General features: G+C 63.2%; 14 protein-coding genes. 7 read left to right on the plus strand and 7 right to left on the minus strand.

Going from position 1 to position 18,401, the window contains the following annotated elements; translation table 11 throughout:
* Positions 1–401: 401 nt before the first annotated feature.
* Positions 402–1,502, minus strand: coding sequence for a DUF354 domain-containing protein (locus CV102_RS16170; RefSeq protein WP_148859051.1), 1,101 nt, complete (start codon positions 1,500–1,502; stop codon positions 402–404).
* Between the two features lie 226 nt (positions 1,503–1,728).
* Between CV102_RS16170 and CV102_RS16175 the strand changes: the two genes are divergently transcribed.
* Positions 1,729–2,691, plus strand: coding sequence for a glycosyltransferase (locus CV102_RS16175; protein ID WP_148859052.1), 963 nt, complete (start codon positions 1,729–1,731; stop codon positions 2,689–2,691).
* A 56-nt stretch (positions 2,692–2,747) separates the two neighbouring features.
* The gene (locus CV102_RS16180) at positions 2,748–3,026 is read left to right on the plus strand and encodes a hypothetical protein (protein WP_148859053.1); all 279 of its coding nucleotides are present in this window, start codon (positions 2,748–2,750) and stop codon (positions 3,024–3,026) included.
* 70 nt (positions 3,027–3,096) lie between these two features.
* Here CV102_RS16180 and CV102_RS16185 read toward each other — a convergent pair whose 3' ends face one another.
* The 4 genes from CV102_RS16185 to CV102_RS16200 all read right to left on the minus strand — a co-directional run bounded on the left by CV102_RS16185 (position 3,097) and on the right by CV102_RS16200 (position 7,192).
* Entirely contained in the window at positions 3,097–4,065 is a 969-nt protein-coding gene (locus CV102_RS16185) for an NAD-dependent epimerase/dehydratase family protein (RefSeq protein WP_187433000.1), read from the minus strand.
* A complete protein-coding gene (locus CV102_RS16190; RefSeq protein ID WP_233710712.1) occupies positions 4,065–5,000 on the minus strand; it encodes a DUF362 domain-containing protein in 936 nt (311 codons plus the stop codon). The genes CV102_RS16185 and CV102_RS16190 overlap by 1 nt, the downstream gene beginning before the upstream one ends.
* Positions 4,997–6,100: a Gfo/Idh/MocA family protein gene (locus CV102_RS16195; protein WP_148859162.1), complete on the minus strand. Its 1,104-nt coding sequence runs from the start codon at positions 6,098–6,100 to the stop codon at positions 4,997–4,999. The genes CV102_RS16190 and CV102_RS16195 overlap by 4 nt, the downstream gene beginning before the upstream one ends.
* A 138-nt stretch (positions 6,101–6,238) precedes the next feature.
* On the minus strand, positions 6,239–7,192 hold the full coding sequence (locus CV102_RS16200; RefSeq protein ID WP_148859055.1) for a polysaccharide deacetylase family protein: 954 nt from the start codon (positions 7,190–7,192) through the stop codon (positions 6,239–6,241).
* A gap of 268 nt (positions 7,193–7,460) precedes the next feature.
* Between CV102_RS16200 and CV102_RS16205 the strand changes: the two genes are divergently transcribed.
* On the plus strand, positions 7,461–9,056 hold the full coding sequence (locus CV102_RS16205; RefSeq protein WP_148859056.1) for an alkaline phosphatase family protein: 1,596 nt from the start codon (positions 7,461–7,463) through the stop codon (positions 9,054–9,056).
* Between the two features lie 119 nt (positions 9,057–9,175).
* Positions 9,176–9,568 (plus strand): hypothetical protein, encoded by a 393-nt coding sequence (locus CV102_RS16210; RefSeq protein ID WP_148859057.1) that lies wholly within the window; start codon positions 9,176–9,178, stop codon positions 9,566–9,568.
* A 124-nt stretch (positions 9,569–9,692) separates the two neighbouring features.
* On the opposite strand, the gene CV102_RS16215 is transcribed toward CV102_RS16210, so the two are convergent.
* Together CV102_RS16215 and CV102_RS16220 are read right to left on the minus strand one after the other, a co-directional pair.
* A complete protein-coding gene (locus tag CV102_RS16215) occupies positions 9,693–10,436 on the minus strand; it encodes a hypothetical protein (RefSeq protein ID WP_148859058.1) in 744 nt (247 codons plus the stop codon).
* A 153-nt stretch (positions 10,437–10,589) separates the two neighbouring features.
* A complete protein-coding gene (locus tag CV102_RS16220) occupies positions 10,590–11,897 on the minus strand; it encodes a hypothetical protein (RefSeq protein ID WP_148859059.1) in 1,308 nt (435 codons plus the stop codon).
* 439 nt (positions 11,898–12,336) lie between these two features.
* Between CV102_RS16220 and CV102_RS16225 the strand changes: the two genes are divergently transcribed.
* The 3 genes from CV102_RS16225 to CV102_RS16235 all read left to right on the plus strand — a co-directional run bounded on the left by CV102_RS16225 (position 12,337) and on the right by CV102_RS16235 (position 17,912).
* The gene (locus CV102_RS16225; RefSeq protein ID WP_148859060.1) at positions 12,337–14,127 is read left to right on the plus strand and encodes a hypothetical protein; all 1,791 of its coding nucleotides are present in this window, start codon (positions 12,337–12,339) and stop codon (positions 14,125–14,127) included.
* A 621-nt stretch (positions 14,128–14,748) separates the two neighbouring features.
* Positions 14,749–15,693 (plus strand): hypothetical protein, encoded by a 945-nt coding sequence (locus CV102_RS16230; RefSeq protein WP_148859061.1) that lies wholly within the window; start codon positions 14,749–14,751, stop codon positions 15,691–15,693.
* Positions 15,694–16,100: 407 nt separating this feature from the next.
* A complete protein-coding gene (locus CV102_RS16235; protein ID WP_148859062.1) occupies positions 16,101–17,912 on the plus strand; it encodes a hypothetical protein in 1,812 nt (603 codons plus the stop codon).
* The last annotated feature ends 489 nt before the right edge of the window (positions 17,913–18,401 follow it).

Consider the following 18,401-nt stretch of genomic DNA (forward strand, 5'->3'; position numbering starts at 1 on the left):
GGAGTGAGCGCGGTTCGGAACGTGCGCGGTTTGGAACGAACGAAGTGAGTGAGAACCGCGAAGCGAACGGGGAGGAACGACCCGTGAGCGCGAAGTGAGTGAGAACCGCGGAATGCGAACGAGAACCGCGGACAGTGTGACCGGTGTGTAATTCGTTTCAGTTGGTACTCTCGTCCGGTAGCAACTCCGTCACGCGCGCGCGTCGGTCCCGACGCGCGCCATCACAGGAAGGTTTATTGCTCCACTGGGGGCAGTGCACCTGTTCACGACGGTGTTCAGAGTACACCGACTCGCTGAGAGAATCGAACACCATAAAAGGGGCTTTCGTGGTGGTCTCACCGGAATCGGAGTACTCACGGTAGTAGTTGAATACGGCCCTGTTCACGCGCGTAAGACCAATATTACATCGACTGCGACCGCGGTCTGATCGACTGTCTCGTCGAGGAACTGAGCCGATCGACCGCGCCGCGAGAGGTCGCGACCTCGACGAGCAGGTCCGTCAGGTTCACCAGGTCCCCGGCGTACTCCCGGCGGCGCTCCTGCCAGCGGGCCGCGGCGCCATCGTCCTCGAGGATATCGAGCGAGCGATCGCGGATCGCTCCGTAGTCGTCGAACTCCTCGGCGAGTCCGGCCCGCTCGAGTTCCTCGAACTCACCGTACTCGTGCTCGTCGTTGCCCCGGTAGCGGAACGCAGGTGTGCCGAGCAGCGCGGCCTCGGTGGCCATCGTCCCCGTATCGGCGACCAGGAGGGACGCCTCCGACATCGCGTCGTGGATCAACGCGGGGTGGAGGTCGTAGGGGCGGGCGGGGTAGTCTCGCAGGTCCATGTCGCCGCCCTCGTCGGAGACGAAGACCGTCGCCCGCTCGCTCAAGTGCTCGATCAGATCGCGACGCTGTTCCCTGGTAAAGCCCTCGAGGTCGGTGTCGTGGAGCGCGTCGAGGGCGTTGAACCGGACGAGCACGTACGGCTCGTCGGGGTCGACGCCGAGGTACTCGCGGACGTCGGCGTCGGGTTCGAAGACGTCGGGGTGGAGATACGCACACTCCTTGAACCCCTCGAACGTGTAGTGGTCGTCGCCGAGATCGCGGCGCGTGACCTCCGGCGAGAGGATGCAGTCGGCGAACGGCCGCGAGACGGTGTGGTTGAAGTCGCCGGGCTCGTCGTCCAGGACGAGCACGACCGGCGTGCGCGTGACCGTTCCCGCGAGGGCGGCGTACGGACCGCGGCCGAAGACGACGTCCGGCCGGAACCGAATCGATTCCCGCACGATCGTTCCGAACTGCCCGCCGAGTTCGCGGGCGAACCGGAGCTTCGAGTACGCGTCGGTTCCGTGGTCGCCGTACACCCGGTACGGCAGCTCGAAGAACTCGAGTAGGTCCGTCGTACAGGCGTACTCGCGGGTCAGGACGAGAACGTCGTGATCCGCTCGTTCGAGTCTGTCGACGGCGTGGCGGTACAGGTGGACGTGGGCAGGCGTATTCGCGAAGACGAGAATCCGCATCGATTCTTCGTATCCGGTGGCGACCCTTTGTAATAGTACAGCTACCGATAGCGGACGTGACGGAACGGGGCGCCGTCTCGTGGTTCGGAACAGTCCCGCGAAACCGCTCGAGCCGCCGCGATTCGGGGGTTTCGATCCCGTAACCGGCTGTACCCTCCCCGTAAACACCGTAGGGTCGAAATTTTCGCGCGAATAACAAACCGTCGGGAGACTGTCCGTCCAGGCAATGAATGTCCTGATCCTGACGGCGAACGCCGACGCCCCATTTATGACCCAGCAGGTGGCCGCGCTCGAGGAGCGCGGCGTCTCGTTTTCCACGCTGCCGGTCGCTGGGGAGGTCAGCACCGACACCGACCGCAGCCCGCTCGACTACCTCCGGACGGTTCCGCAGGTGATCCGGGAGGCCGGCGACGGGTACGACCTGGTTCATGCCCACTACGGGCTGACGGCGCCGATCGCGCTCGCCCAGTTTCGAACGCCGGTCGTCCTCTCACTGTGGGGATCCGACGTTCACGGCCCGATCGCACCCGTAAGCAAGGCCTGCGCGCCACTCTGCGACGAGGTCGTCGTCATGTCCGAGGAGATGCGCTCGGTACTCGGTCGGGACTGCGAGGTGATCCCCGACGGCGTCGACTTAGAGCGGTTCCAGCCTGAATCGAAGTCGCGTGCTAGAGCCGCCGTTCGCTGGCCCGACGACGAGTACCACGTGCTCTTTCCCTACGCTCCCGCACGCGGGGTGAAGAACTATCCGCGGGCCCGGCGGGTCGTCAACGCTGTGAGCGGGCTGGTCGATCGGCCGGTTCGACTGCAGACCGTCTTCGGGGTCGACCACGACGCCGTTTCGACGTACATGAACGCCGCCGACGCGCTGTTGCTGACCTCCGACAGCGAGGGGTCGCCGAACTCGGTGAAGGAGGCGCTGGCCTGCAACGTCCCCGTCGTCGCGCTCGATGTCGGCGACGTCGCCGAGCGACTGGCCGGCGTCGATCCGTCGTTCGTCGCGACGAGCGACGAGGAACTGATCGACGGACTGCTCGAGGTCATCGAGCGCGGCGAACGATCCAACGGCCGCGAGGCCGCCCGCGAGGTGAGTATCGAACGAACCGCGGATCGGATGCTCGAGGTCTACGAGCGTGCTGCCGGAACGACGATAGCGAAGCGCGAGCGGACGGTCGTTTCTCCGGAGTAGTAGCCATCGCCCTGCACGGTACGTTTATGATTTTCTGGAGTCTGTTATTCTTGGTTTTGGTTGACACTATCGCACCGTTGCACTTGCATACCCTCTGGAACGGACTCGTCACGGCTTCCGTTCTCGGGGTCGTGCTGTCGGGATTCTTCTGGGTGTCAGTGCTACTCGCAACGCTACTCGGTTATCTCGACTGGCAGTATCTGGACCCCGTCGAACTGACGCTCTCTCTGGGGTCTTCAGTTCCGGCATCGCTGGTGGACTCATCCTCCGGAGGCTGCGACGCGATCAACGGCGGGAACAGCCTCGAGAGGCGTCGGAAGAATGACAATATTTGAATGGGACCGACGCAGGACGATCCAGACTGCACTCCGTACACCACCCTCGTCGGACGACCGTCGCCAAGCGCTACTGGAGTTCCTCTCGGTACCAGTCCATCGTCTCGGGGAGGTGCGCCTCGAGCGGCCGGTAAGTGTACCCCAGCTCCTCGTGGGCCTTCCGCGAGCTGTAGAACAGCCGCTGGGTCGCGAGTTGGGCCATCTGGCGGTCGAACGGGAACAGCCGTCGGTTCGTGACGGCGCCGACGGCCTCGGCCACCGGCCCCGCGGCGTGGATCGCGGTGGCCGGAACCGGAATCCGGGCCGGCGAGCCGTCGACGTGGTCGGCGATCCGCGAGACCGCCCGGTCGTAGGTGAGGTTCTCGCCGCCGAGGATGTAGTGTTCGCCGCGCTCGCCGCGCTCGTAGGCCGCGAGCAGGCCGTCGACGACGTCGTCGACGCCGACGATGCTCAGTCCGCCGGGAAGGTAGGCGGGCATCGTCGGTTCGGCTCCCATCGCGATCAGTTGAGCCGTGAAGTTCTCGTCGCCGGGACCGAAGATCGAGGTCGGGTGAACCGTCACGGCGTCCCCCGTCGTCTCCGCGTATCGATCGACGAGCTGCTCCGCGCTCGCTTTCGAGGACTGGTAGGCTCCGATCGGCTCGGCGACGTCCGTCTCGTCGGCGACCGGACCGGACCCGTTGGACCGTCGCGTCCCCGACGTGCTCGTAAAGACCAGTCGGCCGGCATCGTGCTTCGCACAGGCCTCGATCACGTTCCTGGTCCCGTCGTGGTTGACCCGGTGGACGGTTTCGGGACCGGCGCTCCAGAGACCGATTCCGGCGAGGTGGAAGACTGCGTCGGCGCCGTCGGTTAGCTCCTCGAGCGTCTCGTCGTCGAAGAGGTCACCGACGTACCAGTCGACGTCGTCGAGGCCGTTCCGGTCCGAGGTGGGTCGACTGAGTCCGCGGACGTGCCAGCCCTCCTCGAGCAGGCGTTCGCAGAGGTGCGATCCGAGGAAGCCGGTCGCACCGGTGACGGCTGCCGTTCGTTCCTCCATCATCGTCCCTCGAGCTGTGGTGGCACCGCGTCGCCGCTCGCCGCCGCGTAGATGCGGTAGGCGGTCGAAACGGCCGGATGGGTCTCGTCCGTCGGCGGCAGCTGTCCGCCGGAGAGTCGCTCCCGAATCGACGCGAGATCCACCTCGTCCGGGTTCTCGACGGCGACCGGCGTCTCACCCTCCTCCAGGAGTGTCGAGAGCGCGTCGTTCTCGTCGGTCTCACGGCCGAGCAGTGACGTTCCGACCGCGTCGACGGCCGGCACCGAGCCGGAGAGGAGGACGTTCGCCGCGACTGGATCGCGTCCGTACGCGATCGTCCCGTCGAGGAGGACGAGTTCGGGGTCGATCGCTCGAGTCGCAGCGACCGCCGTTCGCGCTGGGTCGGCGGTGCAGTTCACGAGCGATGCGAGCGTCCGCATCGCACCCCCAGCAGACCCGTCGGCACTCGGTCGAAGCGTCGGGACGACGATCACGGTCCGATCGAGCAACGGTTCCGGCACCGACAGGGCGACCGACCGGCCATCGGCTGCCCGGTACTCGTTTCGCTGCGGAACCGATTCGTCGGCCACGTCGACGACGTCTGTGCCGAACCGGTCGAGGACGCGTTCGTAGCCGAGGTACGACGCCGTTCGGTCGAACGCGATCCGGTCGTCGCTTCGTCCGACGACGGTGAGATCGGTGTCGGTTTCCCGGTCGAACCACGCAGCGATCGCGCCGACCACCGCAGGGTCGGTCACCATTCCAGTCGACGGGTGAAACGGGTAGTGAACGTCGGGCGCGATGGTCACGCGGTCGGTGGCTGCGATCGACTCCCGATGCCGATCGAGAAGCGATGCGATAGCCGACTCGAGCGTCGCCATTCTGGTGTCGATTCCGGGCCGCCAGCCGCCGCGGCGGTCCGCGCCGTCGACCGCGGCGAGGCGAACGGCGTTCACGACATCACCTCCGGGGCCTCGAGTTCGTCGGTCTCGGTCTCGGCGGCCAGATCGTAGGCGGTTTCGGCGAGCGCGAGCGAGCGCCGCCCGTCGAGTCCGCTGATCGGCGGCGTCTCGTTCTCGCGGATCGCGTCACAGAAGTCCTCCAGCGCGTCGTAGTGTGCCTGCAGGTAGAAGGTCGGTCCGAAGACGTTCGGCTCGCCGTCCCGGAACCGGCTGGCGACGTTCGAGAGCGCTTCGCGGGCCGCGCTCGCGTAGAAGTTCCCGGGAAGGTGGTCCCGGTTGCTGATCGTGCCCGTGATTCCTTCGAGGCGAAGCCGCGTGTTCACCTCGGGGAGCTCCTCCCACTGGTAGGAGCCACAGTGGAGCGTGATCGTCGTCTCCGTCTCCGGCGCCCGGAGGAGCACGGTCGCAGCGTCCTCGACGGGTATCTCGAGCGTCCGACCCATCGTCGCGTCGCGAACCTCGAGGTCGCCGAACAGCCACTCGAGCACGTCGAAACAGTGGATACCGAGTTCGAGCAGCGAACCGCCGCCGACGGCGTCGGGGTCGAGCGGCCAGGAGGGTGGTGCGGCGTCGGCGGGGGGCCGTCCGAGCGGTCCGTCGTTGAGCCGCGTGATCGAGGCGTAGGGAACGTGGCCGACGCCGCCCTCGACGTAGGCCTCCTTCACGCCGACCATATCGGGCTGGTAGCGGAGGGTGTGATCGACACCGACGGCGATCCCCGCCCGTTCCGCGGTCTCGAGCATCCGGTCGGCTTCCTCGGTCGAGCGAGCCAGCGGTTTCTCGACGAAGACGTCGATCCCGTACTCGGCGGCCCGCTCGACGGCCTCCGCGTGGAGAAACGGTGGGAGAGCCACGATTGCGGCGTCGATATCTTCCGACGCGAGCAGCGTCGCGTAGTCGTCGTACGTTCGTGGGACCCCTGCGCGTTCGGCCCGGTTACGGTTCTCGGGAACCGCATCGGCGGCTGCGAGGACCTCGACGCCGGGCATCGCGAGCGCCGATTTCAGGTGCACCATGCCGATGTTTCCAACGCCGAGTACGCCGATCGAGAGCGCACTCGAGGCGGTCCACCGACTGCGAAACTGTGAGAGCATCTGCCCGAGAACGGGGTGGCTGCGGGCTTTGTTATCATCGACGTACCACCACGGGACGTCGAGTAGACTACGCATTCTGTGGGAATTCGGATGGTAAACGCGGTCGAAGGAGGAGTTAGCGGCACTCTGCGGTCGCAGTCAGTACTGTCTCGCCGTCGCCTGTCCGTCGACGCCCTTCGCGGGGCCGTCGATTCCGTCGCAGTCGTCGACCTGTCGAGCAACGTCCGCCATCGTCTCGACGGTGAGATCGGTTTCGGCCCGGCGCTTGTCGATGTACGCGAGGATCGCTTCCATTCGGCGGTCGTCGCGCTCGTGCGTGAGATTATTTGGATGGAGCCACATGTGGAAGATACCGTCGGACGCGGCGGCCTCGTCGATCCCGCGTCGGGCCAGGACGACCATCGGATCGTTCCAGATCGACTCGGCGACCGTTCTGGCAGTGCCCTCGAATCCGAACAGAAAGAGCGACGCCGGCACGTTCACCAGGCCGTGCTCGTCGACCGTCGGATCGACGACCATCGACCGGTCTCGGAGGGTCGAATCGAAGACGCCGCGAATTCCGTCACGAGTCGGCGACCGTCCCCGATAGGCGCTGACCCCGGATTCGGCGAGGACGTCGCGGTGACCGACGTCGTTTCGTGGATACACGAACGAGTCGATCGTCTGGTCCCACTCCGTAGCCAGTTCGATACTTCGGTCTAGTTCGGCGACGGCGAGCTCTCGATCCGTCTCGGGCCGACCGAAGAGCACGTGAGAGAACGAGTGGCTGGCGAACTCGTGGTCGACATCGGAGTCGATAATTCCGCGCACGAGATCGGGGCCGAAGCGGAGATCCTCGCGATCCCGCCACTCGCTTCGTTCCCGGGCGAACCACCCCTCCGGTGACGGGTGATCGGCGTGCGTTCCGTCACAGGACTCGAGCATGAGGTGACCGACGACGGCCCAGGTCGCCGGAACGTCGTACTCGGAACACAGTTCGAGCATAACCGACCACCCGCGACGACCGGACTCGACGCGATCGATAGGCGGCGACTCGAGATCGTGGAATCCCCAGCCAAGTTCGGCATCCAGCGAAATCACAATGCTGCCCACAGTTCCCACCACCGTTGGATCCGTCTCATGTACGAGTCGGTAATCGACTGGACTGTTTTGTTATGGGTCACATTCCGGGGATGTGTCGGAGCGGTCCCCTACAGTAGGCCGAGAGATACTTTACGAGCGAGAACCGTGGAGGCAATCCAGTTAGGCGGAGCGAACGAGACGGCGATCGGTCCGACAGTCGCCGAAGTCTCTCTATAACAAAGCCGTCGTCGGGCAACCTCCAGCACAGTAGGCGTCTCGGACGTCTCATTAATCAACTATGAGCGGATCTTCCCCAGCATCCGAGCGAGCGTTCGTGCTCGGACTCGACGGTGTGCCGTGGAGACTTATCGAACAATGGACCGACGAGGGCGAACTCCCGAACTTCGCCCGGATGCGCGAGGAGGGTGCCTCCGGCATCCTCGAGAGCACTCGCCCGCCGACGACGCCGCTCGCGTGGCCGTCGATCGCGACCGGCGTCTGGCCGGACAAACACGGAATATACGGGTTCCAGAATCTCTCGTCGGAGTACTCCCAGCGGATGTACACGAGCCACGACCGCAGACAGCCCGCACTCTGGGAGCAGCTATCGCCGGCCCACGTCGGCAACGTTCCGATGACGTATCCGGCTCGAGAGATCGACGGGACGATGGTGACCGGGATGATGACCCCGTCGACCGAGCGGGAGTTCACATATCCACCCGAATTACAGTCGGAGATCGATCGACGAATTCCCGACTACGAAATCAGTCTCGACTATCCGGACTACGCCAACCGGATCGACGAGTTTCCGGATGCCGTCGACGACATCCTCTCGAAGCGACGCGAGCTGATGCGCATCCAGATGGAGGAGGCGGGTGACGACTGGCAGCTGTTCTTTTTCGTCTACACCGCGCCGGACCGGTTCCAGCACCTGGTCTGGGAGATGGACCTCCTGCTCGAGCACTACAAGCGTCTCGACGACGTTCTCGGCGAGGTGATGGAGTACACTGACGAACACGACGCCGACCTCTACGTCGTCTCCGACCACGGCTTCGGCCCCATCGACCAGCTGATCTACGTCAATCACTTCCTCGAGCGGGAGGGGTACCTGTTCCAGCAGGAGGACGAGGGGGCCCGTGGCGCCCTCGCGAGCCTCGGCATCTCCCGGGACAAGATCACGAGCACGCTCAACCGCGTCGGCATCTCCGAGGAGATGCTCGTCTCGACGCTCCCCCGTCGGTTGGTTGACTCCGTCGCCGAACAGATTCCCGGCGATCACGCCCTCTACGACGTCGACTACGAGCGAACCGTCGCGTTCGTCCACGGCGCGGGCAACTGTTACATCAACGACACCGAGCGCTTCGAAAACGGTCTCGTCGATCCGAGCGACGTCCCCAGGATCAAAGACGAACTGGTCGACGTCTTCGAATCGGTGACGGACGAGGACGGGGCGTCGATTCTCCGGGTGTTCGACGGTGACGAACTGTTCCCGACCGACGAGAGATCGCCGGATCTGGTGGTCAACGGCCGGGATGGCTACGAGTCGCGAAACTCCATCACGAACGAACCGTTCGGGGACACGGGCCCGACGACGGCGAGCCATCGCAGTAAGGGGATCATGCTCTGTCGCGGCCCCTCGATCGACGACGGGGCGACTCTGCGCGGCGCCCGTGTCGTCGACGTCGCGCCGACGCTTCTCCACGGCATCGGCGAACCGATCCCGGAGAACGCCGACGGTCGCGTCCTCTTCGATGCGTTCGACGAGACCGCGACTCCCTCGACCACGAAGGTCCAGCGTACCACCGTGTCGGCAGGGAAAAACGAAGGGGACGAGGTCGACGAGGACTTCACCGACGTCGAGGATCGGTTGAAGGGCCTCGGCTACATGGAGTAAGGGTTCGACGCGAACGAACGGACACGCTCGATCGAGTACGCTGCTTCTGCCGTCACTCCTCAAAAGTGCCGATCCATGCAAGCACAGCGACTACTAGTCGTCGGGTTAGATTACTTCCTATGGTTGACGAGGATCTCGAACTCGAGCGAGACGTCGGTGAAGCGACGATCGTCTACGACGAACCGGACGACGGGACCGTCGAGAAGACGGTCCCCAACGAGCACATCGCCTACTTCCAGGACCACTGGATCATCAAGACCAACGAGGACGAGGAGGGACACGACATCGTCCGCCGGATCCCCTCGAGACGGGTCCACTACGTCGAGCGATCCGTCGAGGAGTTCGAGGAGGAAGTCCAGACGCTGGTCGATCAGGTTCAGTCGTTCGCCTCGGATCTCCGAACGAAGATCCCGGTCGGTTCGGGCGGCGAGAGCGAACGCAACGACGAGGCCGTCCAACCGATCAACGTCGACATCGACGACTCGGACGAGGACGCCGACCTGAACCGATAACTCGCGACTGACGCCGTACTACCAGCGGTCGGAAGACTCCTTCGTTATTTGATACTCCTCGAGATAACGCTTCGTTACGGTCAAATCAAAGAGGTAACGGGCGCCTTGGTATGTGATTCTCCTGCTACGATACAGGGGCTTCTCTCGGAAGCGGCCCTATCTCGACCGTTCTATCCCGAGTGACGTATATTCCAACCCCTCTCGATTGGTCCTGAACGTCCCATTTGAACGTCTCCGAGTCCCAGTTACGCGTCGCTGAGTGGTCGCCATCATTCAGTTCGACAGCGAGTTCATACTCTGTTCCCACCGTCAGATCAAATCGCCTTTCGACGCCTGTTTCGCCATCGAGCGCGTACTCGCTGGCACGTATTTGCTTCTCCTTGGAGTCAGTGTGAGGAGTAATGGTGAGGACGAGTTCGTGTTCGGTAGCAGCGAAGTTGAGCATTCGAAAGACGTAGTCTGCACCCTGCCGCACATCCCTATCGACTTCGACACGTTGGACATGTTGCTCGTTCACTCGATACGTTGGTGCGTAGGTTTCGTAGTGGCCAACAGACGCCGAACCGAACAACGGTTCGTGGGTAGCTGAACCTCCGCAACTGGTGATGACGTAGAACGCAGATTCCACCTCACGGTCGAACACGGCATCACAAACGACGTTGATCGAATCGACGCGAGATTCGTTTTCGAGAATGTAGTTATGCTGTTCGGCTGTCTCGTATTCTTTCACGAAGTCAACAACCGTCTCTCGTGTGAGGGGTTCAGGAATCTCGGGGTATCCCTCCGGTTCGACGGAACTATTTAGACAGCCTGCTGCCGAAAATAAGAGGGCAGTTCCAGTGCCAGCGAGGACTGTTCGGCGCTTCATGTAAGTTCATATTGTTGATGTGTTTAAGTACCTTCTCCAAAATTAACCACGAATTGATCCATGCAGTCCGTTCAGTGCGCGCTCGTCCGCAACGAACCGCTCCTCCGGATTCAATCTCGAGACTGAACGACGAAACCGCGTTCCTCACTACTGCTACCGATCCGATCGAACCAATCGGAGCCCCGCTTTCGCCGTCGTCCAGGCGGGATACAGCGCATTGTAGACGCTGTTCGGGGCGTTTCTTGCGCCCGCTCGAAGGAGTCGATGGGTCAGCGGCGGCCCCGACTCCGAGACGAGGTCCTCGAGATCCGCTTCCTCGAGCCACTCGAAGAAGGCCCGTTCGGCGGGCGACGTCGGATTAGTCTCTCGCGCGCGCCCGCGAATGTCTTCCCACATGTAGCGCTCGTCCTGGCCGAGCACCCACTCGCCGCCCTCGAGAGCCGCCCGGATCCGCTCGTAGTCCCGATCGCTGAAGGGATAGCCGTGCTCGCTCGGCTCGAGCCCGGAGAGTCGGAGGCCGACGGCGGTCCGGTAACACTTCTCGCAGCGGCCGCAGTTGCCGTCCATTCGCACGTTGCAGGTCTGGAGGTCGAGTCCGGGCGCGTCGCTTTCGACGTAGTCGGCGATGGCGTCGAGTCGCTCCTGGCGGGTGAGTTCGTAGCTGTCGTGGTGACACTGCGTGCCCGTCCACCGGACGTTGTCGTCGATATCCGGCCGCGACCCCCACTCGAGGTCGATCCCCTCCCAGTGGGTGGCGGCGACGTAGAGGTCGTCCATTCCGCGGGCGTAGGCCATCGGAGCGCAGAGCCCGAGCAGCCCGAGTCCGTGGCCGACGGAGCTGTACCAGGCGCCGTCGACGTGGCGCTTGTAGTGGGCCAGCAACATCGGGTGGTCGAGAAAGGAGAGCATGTTCGACTCGACGAACGCCGTCTCGAGACCGCGCTCGGCAGCGAACCCGGAGACGCGGTCCGTGAGGTGTCGCCAGTCCTCGTCGTCGGCCGAATCCGGCGTGATCGTCCAGCCGCGGATGCTGACGAGCGTCGGGGACTCCTCGCGGTGGCGGACGTACGAGCACGTCGAATCGACGCCGCCGGTGAACAGCAGCCCGCTCTCGCCGCCCGCCTCGGGTTCCGGATCGATGGTCCGACGGGCGTAGAGCGTCCCGCCCTCGAGGAAGTCGTACATCCCGCAGAGCGTCTCCTGGACGTCTTCGAGCGCGCGGGCGAACGTCGCGTCGACTTCGTCGACGTAGACGTCGGCCCCGTTCGCCCAGGCGACGGGACAGACCTGCGCGAGGACCGGAATCACGAGGATGCCGTCGGGAACGTCCTCGATCGAGACGTCGTAGTCGGTTCGAAACGGTTGGTTCGTGAAGAAGCGCTCGAGTTCGGGCGACGTCCGCACGTCGCACTCGAGGGTCGTGTCGTCGACGGTGAGTCGGTCGATGGTGATGGCAGTCATAGTACGTCGCTGCTCTCTCCTCGAGGACATCACGAACGGACACAAAAAGGATCAGAATAGTTGATCGTCCGAGAGCGGAGAAATGGATCCGTAGCCGACCGTTCGGATGCGACAGGGAACACATACCCGACGAGCGCTGGCTGTCGAATCACCGGAATCGAACAGATTCACCAGTGGAGCCACGCTCCGGGGATATTTCGCTTCGCGAGAGCCGGCGATGGCGATCGAGGCCGCGTACTGATCACAGCGGTGGATGGACCGTTGTGCGTAGAGAACCGGTCTCGTCGAAACGTGCACGCAAAACGTACAGTGGAGCCGCGTAATACGCCCGAGATCGGGTCTCACCGTAGGAGCTCTATAACAAACCCCGCTACCGACGACACTCGCGTCAAGTCATGTGTATCGACGCAAGATCGGGTAGACCCGGTATCGCGTACCTATGAATCGAGCGACACTCAACTGGACGTTCACCGTCGGGTTCGTCGCTCTCACGGCTGGTATTCTTCTGGCGAGAGCCAACCCCGCGACCGCCTACGAGGCGTCGATCTACACGGGGACACCGACGGCGACGTGGGTCGGGTTCGCGATCGCGATGGCGATCGCCGTCAGCGCGGCGCTCACCTGCCACGGCCGACAGCAGGCGATCGGCCTCGGCCTCGGTGCCGCGACGGTCACGTCGATCGTGAGCCTTCCCGCGATACGAAACTACTACTTCAACGGGATGGGCGACGCGCTCTCACATCTCGGCTGGACCAGGGACATCACCAGCGGTCAGATGAACGCCCACGAACTGTTCTATCCGGGACTGCACTCCCTCGGGGCGGCCTTTCATTTTCTCGGCGGGGTCCCAATCGAACGCGCACTCCTGTTCGGTATCGTCGTCCTGTTCGTTCCGTTCCTGGTGTTCGTACCGCTCGTCGTCCGGGACCTGAGCGGGAACGCCCTCGCGGTCGGCATCGCCGGAGTCGTCTCGTGGATGGTGTTGCCGATCAACAACATCGCGACCCACATGGGCGTTCATACGAACTCGAACGCGCTGTTTCTGGTTCCCGTGGTCCTCTTCGCACTGGTTGCATATCTTCGTCGCCGGGCGACGATCGAACGCCTTCCGTTCGGACTGTCGCCGTTCAGCGTCCTCCTGTATACCTCGGCGATCGCCCTCCTGCTGGTCCACCCCCAGCAGATGGTCAACGTCGTCGTCCTCGTCGCAGCGGTCGCCGGGGTCCAGTACTTCGCGCATCGGCGCTACGACGAGCACCCGATGCTCGAGCATCCGACGATGTACACGCCGACGTTCGTCCTCGGCTCGATCTTCGGCATCTGGGCGGTGAGCAACGCGCGATTCCGCGAGGCCGTCGAGGGGTTCGTCACCGGAATATTCTCTGACGACGTGGGTGCTGACGCCGAAATCGACCAGCAAGGGAGTTCGCTCACCGAAATCGGCGGGAGTCTCGCCGAACTGTTCGTCACGATGTTTCTCGATGCCGCCCTGATCGGCCTCATCGTCGGCTTCTTCGTGCTACTGACCTGGATCGGACGGACGAGACTGGACGGCGAGTCACGGGCGCTCGTCACCTACTTCGGGTTCGCGCTCGTTCCGCTCGGCGTCATGTTCGCCCTCTACTTCGTCGGGACGATGAACATGGCGTTCCGGCAGATGGGGTTCATCTACGTCGTGCTGACGATCCTCGCGGGGGTCGCGATCGCACACGCAGTGGGCGGCCTCTCCGGACTCATCTCGACGCCGGGTGCCAACGCCGTCGCGGCGGTGGTTCTCGGCGTCTGTCTCGTTCTCGGGCTGATGACGGTGTTCGCATCGCCCGTCATCTACAGTCCGGGACAGCACGTTACCGAGGAGAAGTACAACGGCTACGAGACGGGAATGGAACACGGCGCTGGCGACACACCCTACGTGGGACTGGGCTACGACCCGTTCCGGTTCGACCACGGAATCAACGGACTCGACGGTGATGATGCACTCACCGGTGGGACCGCCGAAAGTGGCGAAGTAGACGGCGACGAGTTCAACGAGGGTAATTACACCGGTGCGTACAACGACGTCGACTACTACCTCATGGTCTCCGAGTTCGACGAAACCAGGGAGTTCGGCGTCTACCAGGAACTTCGCTACAGCGAAGCCGCACTCTCCGGCGTCCAGTACAGCCCGCACGCCGACAAGGTGGTCTCGAACGACGAGTTCCGGATGTACGCCGTCTCGAGCGACGACTGAGAGAGCGGGCTTTCGAGCGCCGCCTCGAGTCCGAATCTGTCGCTGACGGGTCTGTCCGCGAGCAGCGTGTTTCCGCGAACGAGCGTCAGTCCGCGAGTGAATCGACTCCTCGTAGAACAGGTTGTGTGGAGAGGCAGTACTCGGTGAGACACTCGCTCGGATCGGGTTAGTACCGTTTCCGATCGTCCTTTCGTTCGGTGGACGGAGCATCGTCTACACACTATTTGCCTCGAAGCGGCCGCCGAGAACTATTCGTACCGGACCAGGGACTGCACCGAACCGTCGGTCGACCGCGTCCGCTCGAGTCAGCAGTCGATTACCGGCGGATAACAACTGGTTGCGCGCACGTTCGATCGTTTCGATCGATCGACACCGGCGTGAACTCGTAACTTCTCGTCGCTAATCCCTCGATTCCGTCCCCGAGAAATCACCTGTTACTCGGGAAAGATGGCGTTAGAACCTCGCTGCTACTGAACTCTCTCCGGAAGATAACTTTCGTAACTTCGTGGAGTATTCTTCATACATTGTGTCCAAATACCCAGTGTTACAAATACATTCCGTAAATTTAACCCAAGATAACAAAGAAAGGTTTATGATCCGTAAGGCACGGTTACGATTTGTATGGCGCAGAATCCGCGTACACCCGATGCGAGTAATCCGTCTAATAACGGCCGTAATACGCCGTTAACCCGACGAAGCTACGTTCAGTCGCTCGCAGCGGTTGCAACTGCAGCAGTCTCCGCCGGCGCGGCCGGCACGGTTGCTGCAGATAACGAGTACGAGGTTATCGAAGCCGAGAACCAGACCGTCACGATCGACGATGGCGAGACCTGGGAGAACAAGCTGATCGATATGACCACTGGCCAGGACATCATCATCAACGCCGAAGGGACGGACTGGACGATCCGGAACGTCGGCTTCCACGGCGAGAACACGTCCGGCACCGGCTCCGCCACCTTCGGCGTCGCCGACACCGGCGGAAACACGAGCACCGTCGAGAACGTCTACCTCGGCGACGGCGCCGCCGAAGGGAACCAGGCTCCGAACGGTCACGGCCAGACCGCGTTCTGGGTCAACCCCGACCACTCGGGCCACCTCGACTTCGAGAACGTCAACATTCAGGAGTTCGCGGACAACGCGATCTACGCCTCCGCGCCCGGGAACGCCGGCGGCGGCACGATCCACATCGATAGCTGTTACGCCGCGAACTGTTACGTCTCCCACTTCCGACTCGCGACGGAAGGCAGCAAGGTGACGAACTCCAGCGTCCTCGTCGACGGCGACGGATACGAGGGCCGCGGCATCTGGGCCTGGGCGCCCGGCACCATCGAGGTCGACGGCTGCCAGATCGAGATGAACGGCGCGAACACGGCGATCGACGCCGGCGCGAACGGAAACGGAACGGAAGTCGTCGTCAGCGACACCGACTACGACGACCAGGCCGGCGTCGCCGAACACGACGGCTCGACCGTCCAGCTCGAGGACGACGTGGGTACCGACCCCGAGGCGTTCGTTCCGGACGGCGTCCCGACCAGCGCCGAGGAAGCCGCTGGCGCCGGAAATTAACGAAATTCCACTGACACGGCCCTCCATTTCCGCTGACGCGCCCCTCCACTCCCGCTGACGCGCCCCTCCACCACGAATATCGCTGACGCGACCCTTCACCGCTCTTCTTCGCTCGGCCCACCCGACCGAAGAGCGTCTCGCTCGTTCAGAAACAGCGACGCTCTCGCTACCAGACCTGCTCGCTTCAGGAGTAATCATTGTTTACTGTGGCTGGAGCAACGGTTTTCGAGGCTGAGTTGCGGTAATATGTGATTACTCGAGCGACGTAGTGGAACTACGTATATAAGATTCCATGACCTAAAATAGAAAATCTACGTAACAAATCGCCACTTCGGATTGAGTGTCTGTTAATTTTAGGCGTAGAAGAGGGGAATCTTTATACGGGTAGTCCAGAATTACTCGATTGCATGGCACGCGAACCTTCGGTACTGGATACGGAGCGGTCTGTCGAGAGCGACGACGAACACGCGGAAAGCACCGGTAATACGGGATTACTGGATCGGCGTTCCTACATGAGGCTGGCGGGAGCGACGACCGCGGCGGCAGCGTTCACCGGCATCGCGAGCGCGAACGCCGAGGAGTACGAGGTCATCGAGGCGAACGGACAGACGATTCAGATCGGGCAGGGAGAAACGTTCGAGAACAAACTGATCGACCTCTCAACCGGGAACGGCATCCTGCTGAACGTCACCGGCTCCGACGCCGTTATTCGGAACGTCGGGTTCGAGGGACTCTACCGCGGCGATGGGTTTATGATCTCGATCAACACCAACGCGGGCGACGTCCTTGTCGAGAACGTCTACCTCGGCGACGGCTCCACCAAGGAAGGGGAGAGCTTCGTTCACGGTCCCGGTGCGGTCTTCATGCACCGGAACAGCAACGCCGACGCCACCTTCCGAAACTGTAACGTCCAGGGGTGGCCCAACAACGGATTCTACTGTTCCAACACGGCTCACGGCGGGAGCGTCCGCTTCGAGTCGTGTTTCGGCAAGAACAACGGCGTGTCGACGTTCCGATGTGCGAGCGGCAACGACGAGATCGTCGACTGCGTCGCGTACAACGACAACACCGACTACGGCGACGGCTACGGCAATTTCAGCGAAACCGACGGCCGTCCCGTCTGGGTCTGGAACGGCGGAACCGTGACGGTTCGTGACTCCCACTTCGCGGCCGGATCGTACCCGCACGCGTTCGTGGCCGGCGCCAACGGCTCGGCCGGCAACGCCACCGTCGAGGGCGGCGCTATCGGCGGCAACGTCCAGAACGCGGACGGGTCGTCGGTCAACATCGCCGACAGCGTCTCGAGCGAGCCGGATCTTTCCGTCCCCGAGGGCGTACCGACGTCCGCCGAGGAGGCCGCCGCAGGCGGCGGAAGCCAGGGATCAGGACGGAAACCCGAGGAGGGTGACACCGAAAGTGACGATACACTCTCGAACGTCTTGCTCGTCGACGGCGACGCCTCGGACGTGACTCGATACGAGTTCGTGGTCGACGGCGAGATCGAACCGTCGAACGCGGAGGGAGCGACCATCGACGACGGCCTTGAGATCGACGACGGCGTCGTTCACGGAACCGTCGCGGACTGGCTCGACGCGTTCCGGTTCGATGGCGAACTCGAGCAGGTGACCGTCGACGGACCGGCGACCGTCCTCCTCAACGACGAGGAGATCGACCCCGACGAGTACGGACCGGAACTGCCCCACGTTCTCGAGGTCGAGGGAACCGGCACGGCGACGAGCTACGAGATCACGGTCGACGGCACGATAGAACTCGAGTCTGACGACGACCCGGAGGCTGACGCGACGACGATTTCGGGATCGACCGTTCAGAGTTCGGTGACGGAGGAGACTCAGATGTACCGGTTCTCCGGTGCGCTCACCGACGTTACGTTCACCGAGGGCGAGGCGACCGTTCGACTCGACGACGAGAAGATCGACCCGGACGAGTACGGTGATCAGGAACTGCTTCCCCACGCGCTGGTCATCGACGGCACCGACGCCGACGGCCCGAGCACCTACTCCTTCGAGGCCAGCGGCGCGGTCGTCGAGTCCGACTGTCGCACCGCTTCGATCGACGAGGCAGATCTCATCGAGGGGGAGGCTGTTCGCGCTGTCGTCGATAACTGGGCAGACGTCTACTGGTTCGACGGCGAAATCGAGGCGTTCCGACTCGTCGGTCACGCGACAGTCGACGTCCAGCACAACGCGCGCAACCAGTGAGCGTCACTCGCGCGTTCGCACACTGCTAATACGACGTTTTTCGAGAACGGCATCCACTCGTTCGGTTCCGTCGGACGCGTTCTTCACTCCACGTCGAATTTTCCGGTAGCTTCGCCGCCAAATCGTAGCGACGCGGTTTGGCGTGCGAGCGGGCTGTGGTGACGAACCGGATTGCAGACGGTACTGCCGGAGATCGTGAAAACCGAGAACTGGGCTACTCGTTACACTCACGTTTTCGGCGGGAGCTCTGAGAAGGTGGCTCCCGCGTCAGGAACAGCAAGCTGGCACGCGAACTGTTCCGGTACTGGATGACGGTCTCCGGGAGCCAACCGTCACTATGAGCGGGATGAATAAAAGTCCTTCTCGAGCGCCGACGACCGCTCGAGGATCGCCACGGCTCGACGGCCGCGGCAGTCGGACGGCCGCGACAGCCCGACAGCTGTGACAGCCCGACGGCCGCCGCAGCGAATGGGCGAACAGCCGTACCGA

This window comes from Natronococcus pandeyae (genome assembly GCF_008122205.1).
Taxonomy (GTDB): domain Archaea; phylum Halobacteriota; class Halobacteria; order Halobacteriales; family Natrialbaceae; genus Natronococcus; species Natronococcus pandeyae.

Excerpts from the sequence above, each read along its gene's own strand:
- CV102_RS16170 (WP_148859051.1), bottom strand. The coding sequence starts at position 1,502 with ATGCGGATTCTCGTCTTCGCGAATACGCCTGCCCACGTCCACCTGTAC.
- CV102_RS16175 (WP_148859052.1), top strand. The coding sequence starts at position 1,729 with ATGAATGTCCTGATCCTGACGGCGAACGCCGACGCCCCATTTATGACC.
- CV102_RS16185 (WP_187433000.1), bottom strand. The coding sequence starts at position 4,065 with ATGGAGGAACGAACGGCAGCCGTCACCGGTGCGACCGGCTTCCTCGGA.
- CV102_RS16195 (WP_148859162.1), bottom strand. The coding sequence starts at position 6,100 with ATGCTCTCACAGTTTCGCAGTCGGTGGACCGCCTCGAGTGCGCTCTCG.
- CV102_RS16205 (WP_148859056.1), top strand. The coding sequence starts at position 7,461 with ATGAGCGGATCTTCCCCAGCATCCGAGCGAGCGTTCGTGCTCGGACTC.
- CV102_RS16210 (WP_148859057.1), top strand. The coding sequence starts at position 9,176 with ATGGTTGACGAGGATCTCGAACTCGAGCGAGACGTCGGTGAAGCGACG.
- CV102_RS16215 (WP_148859058.1), bottom strand. The coding sequence starts at position 10,436 with ATGAAGCGCCGAACAGTCCTCGCTGGCACTGGAACTGCCCTCTTATTT.
- CV102_RS16220 (WP_148859059.1), bottom strand. The coding sequence starts at position 11,897 with ATGACTGCCATCACCATCGACCGACTCACCGTCGACGACACGACCCTC.
- CV102_RS16225 (WP_148859060.1), top strand. The coding sequence starts at position 12,337 with ATGAATCGAGCGACACTCAACTGGACGTTCACCGTCGGGTTCGTCGCT.
- CV102_RS16230 (WP_148859061.1), top strand. The coding sequence starts at position 14,749 with ATGGCGCAGAATCCGCGTACACCCGATGCGAGTAATCCGTCTAATAAC.
- CV102_RS16235 (WP_148859062.1), top strand. The coding sequence starts at position 16,101 with ATGGCACGCGAACCTTCGGTACTGGATACGGAGCGGTCTGTCGAGAGC.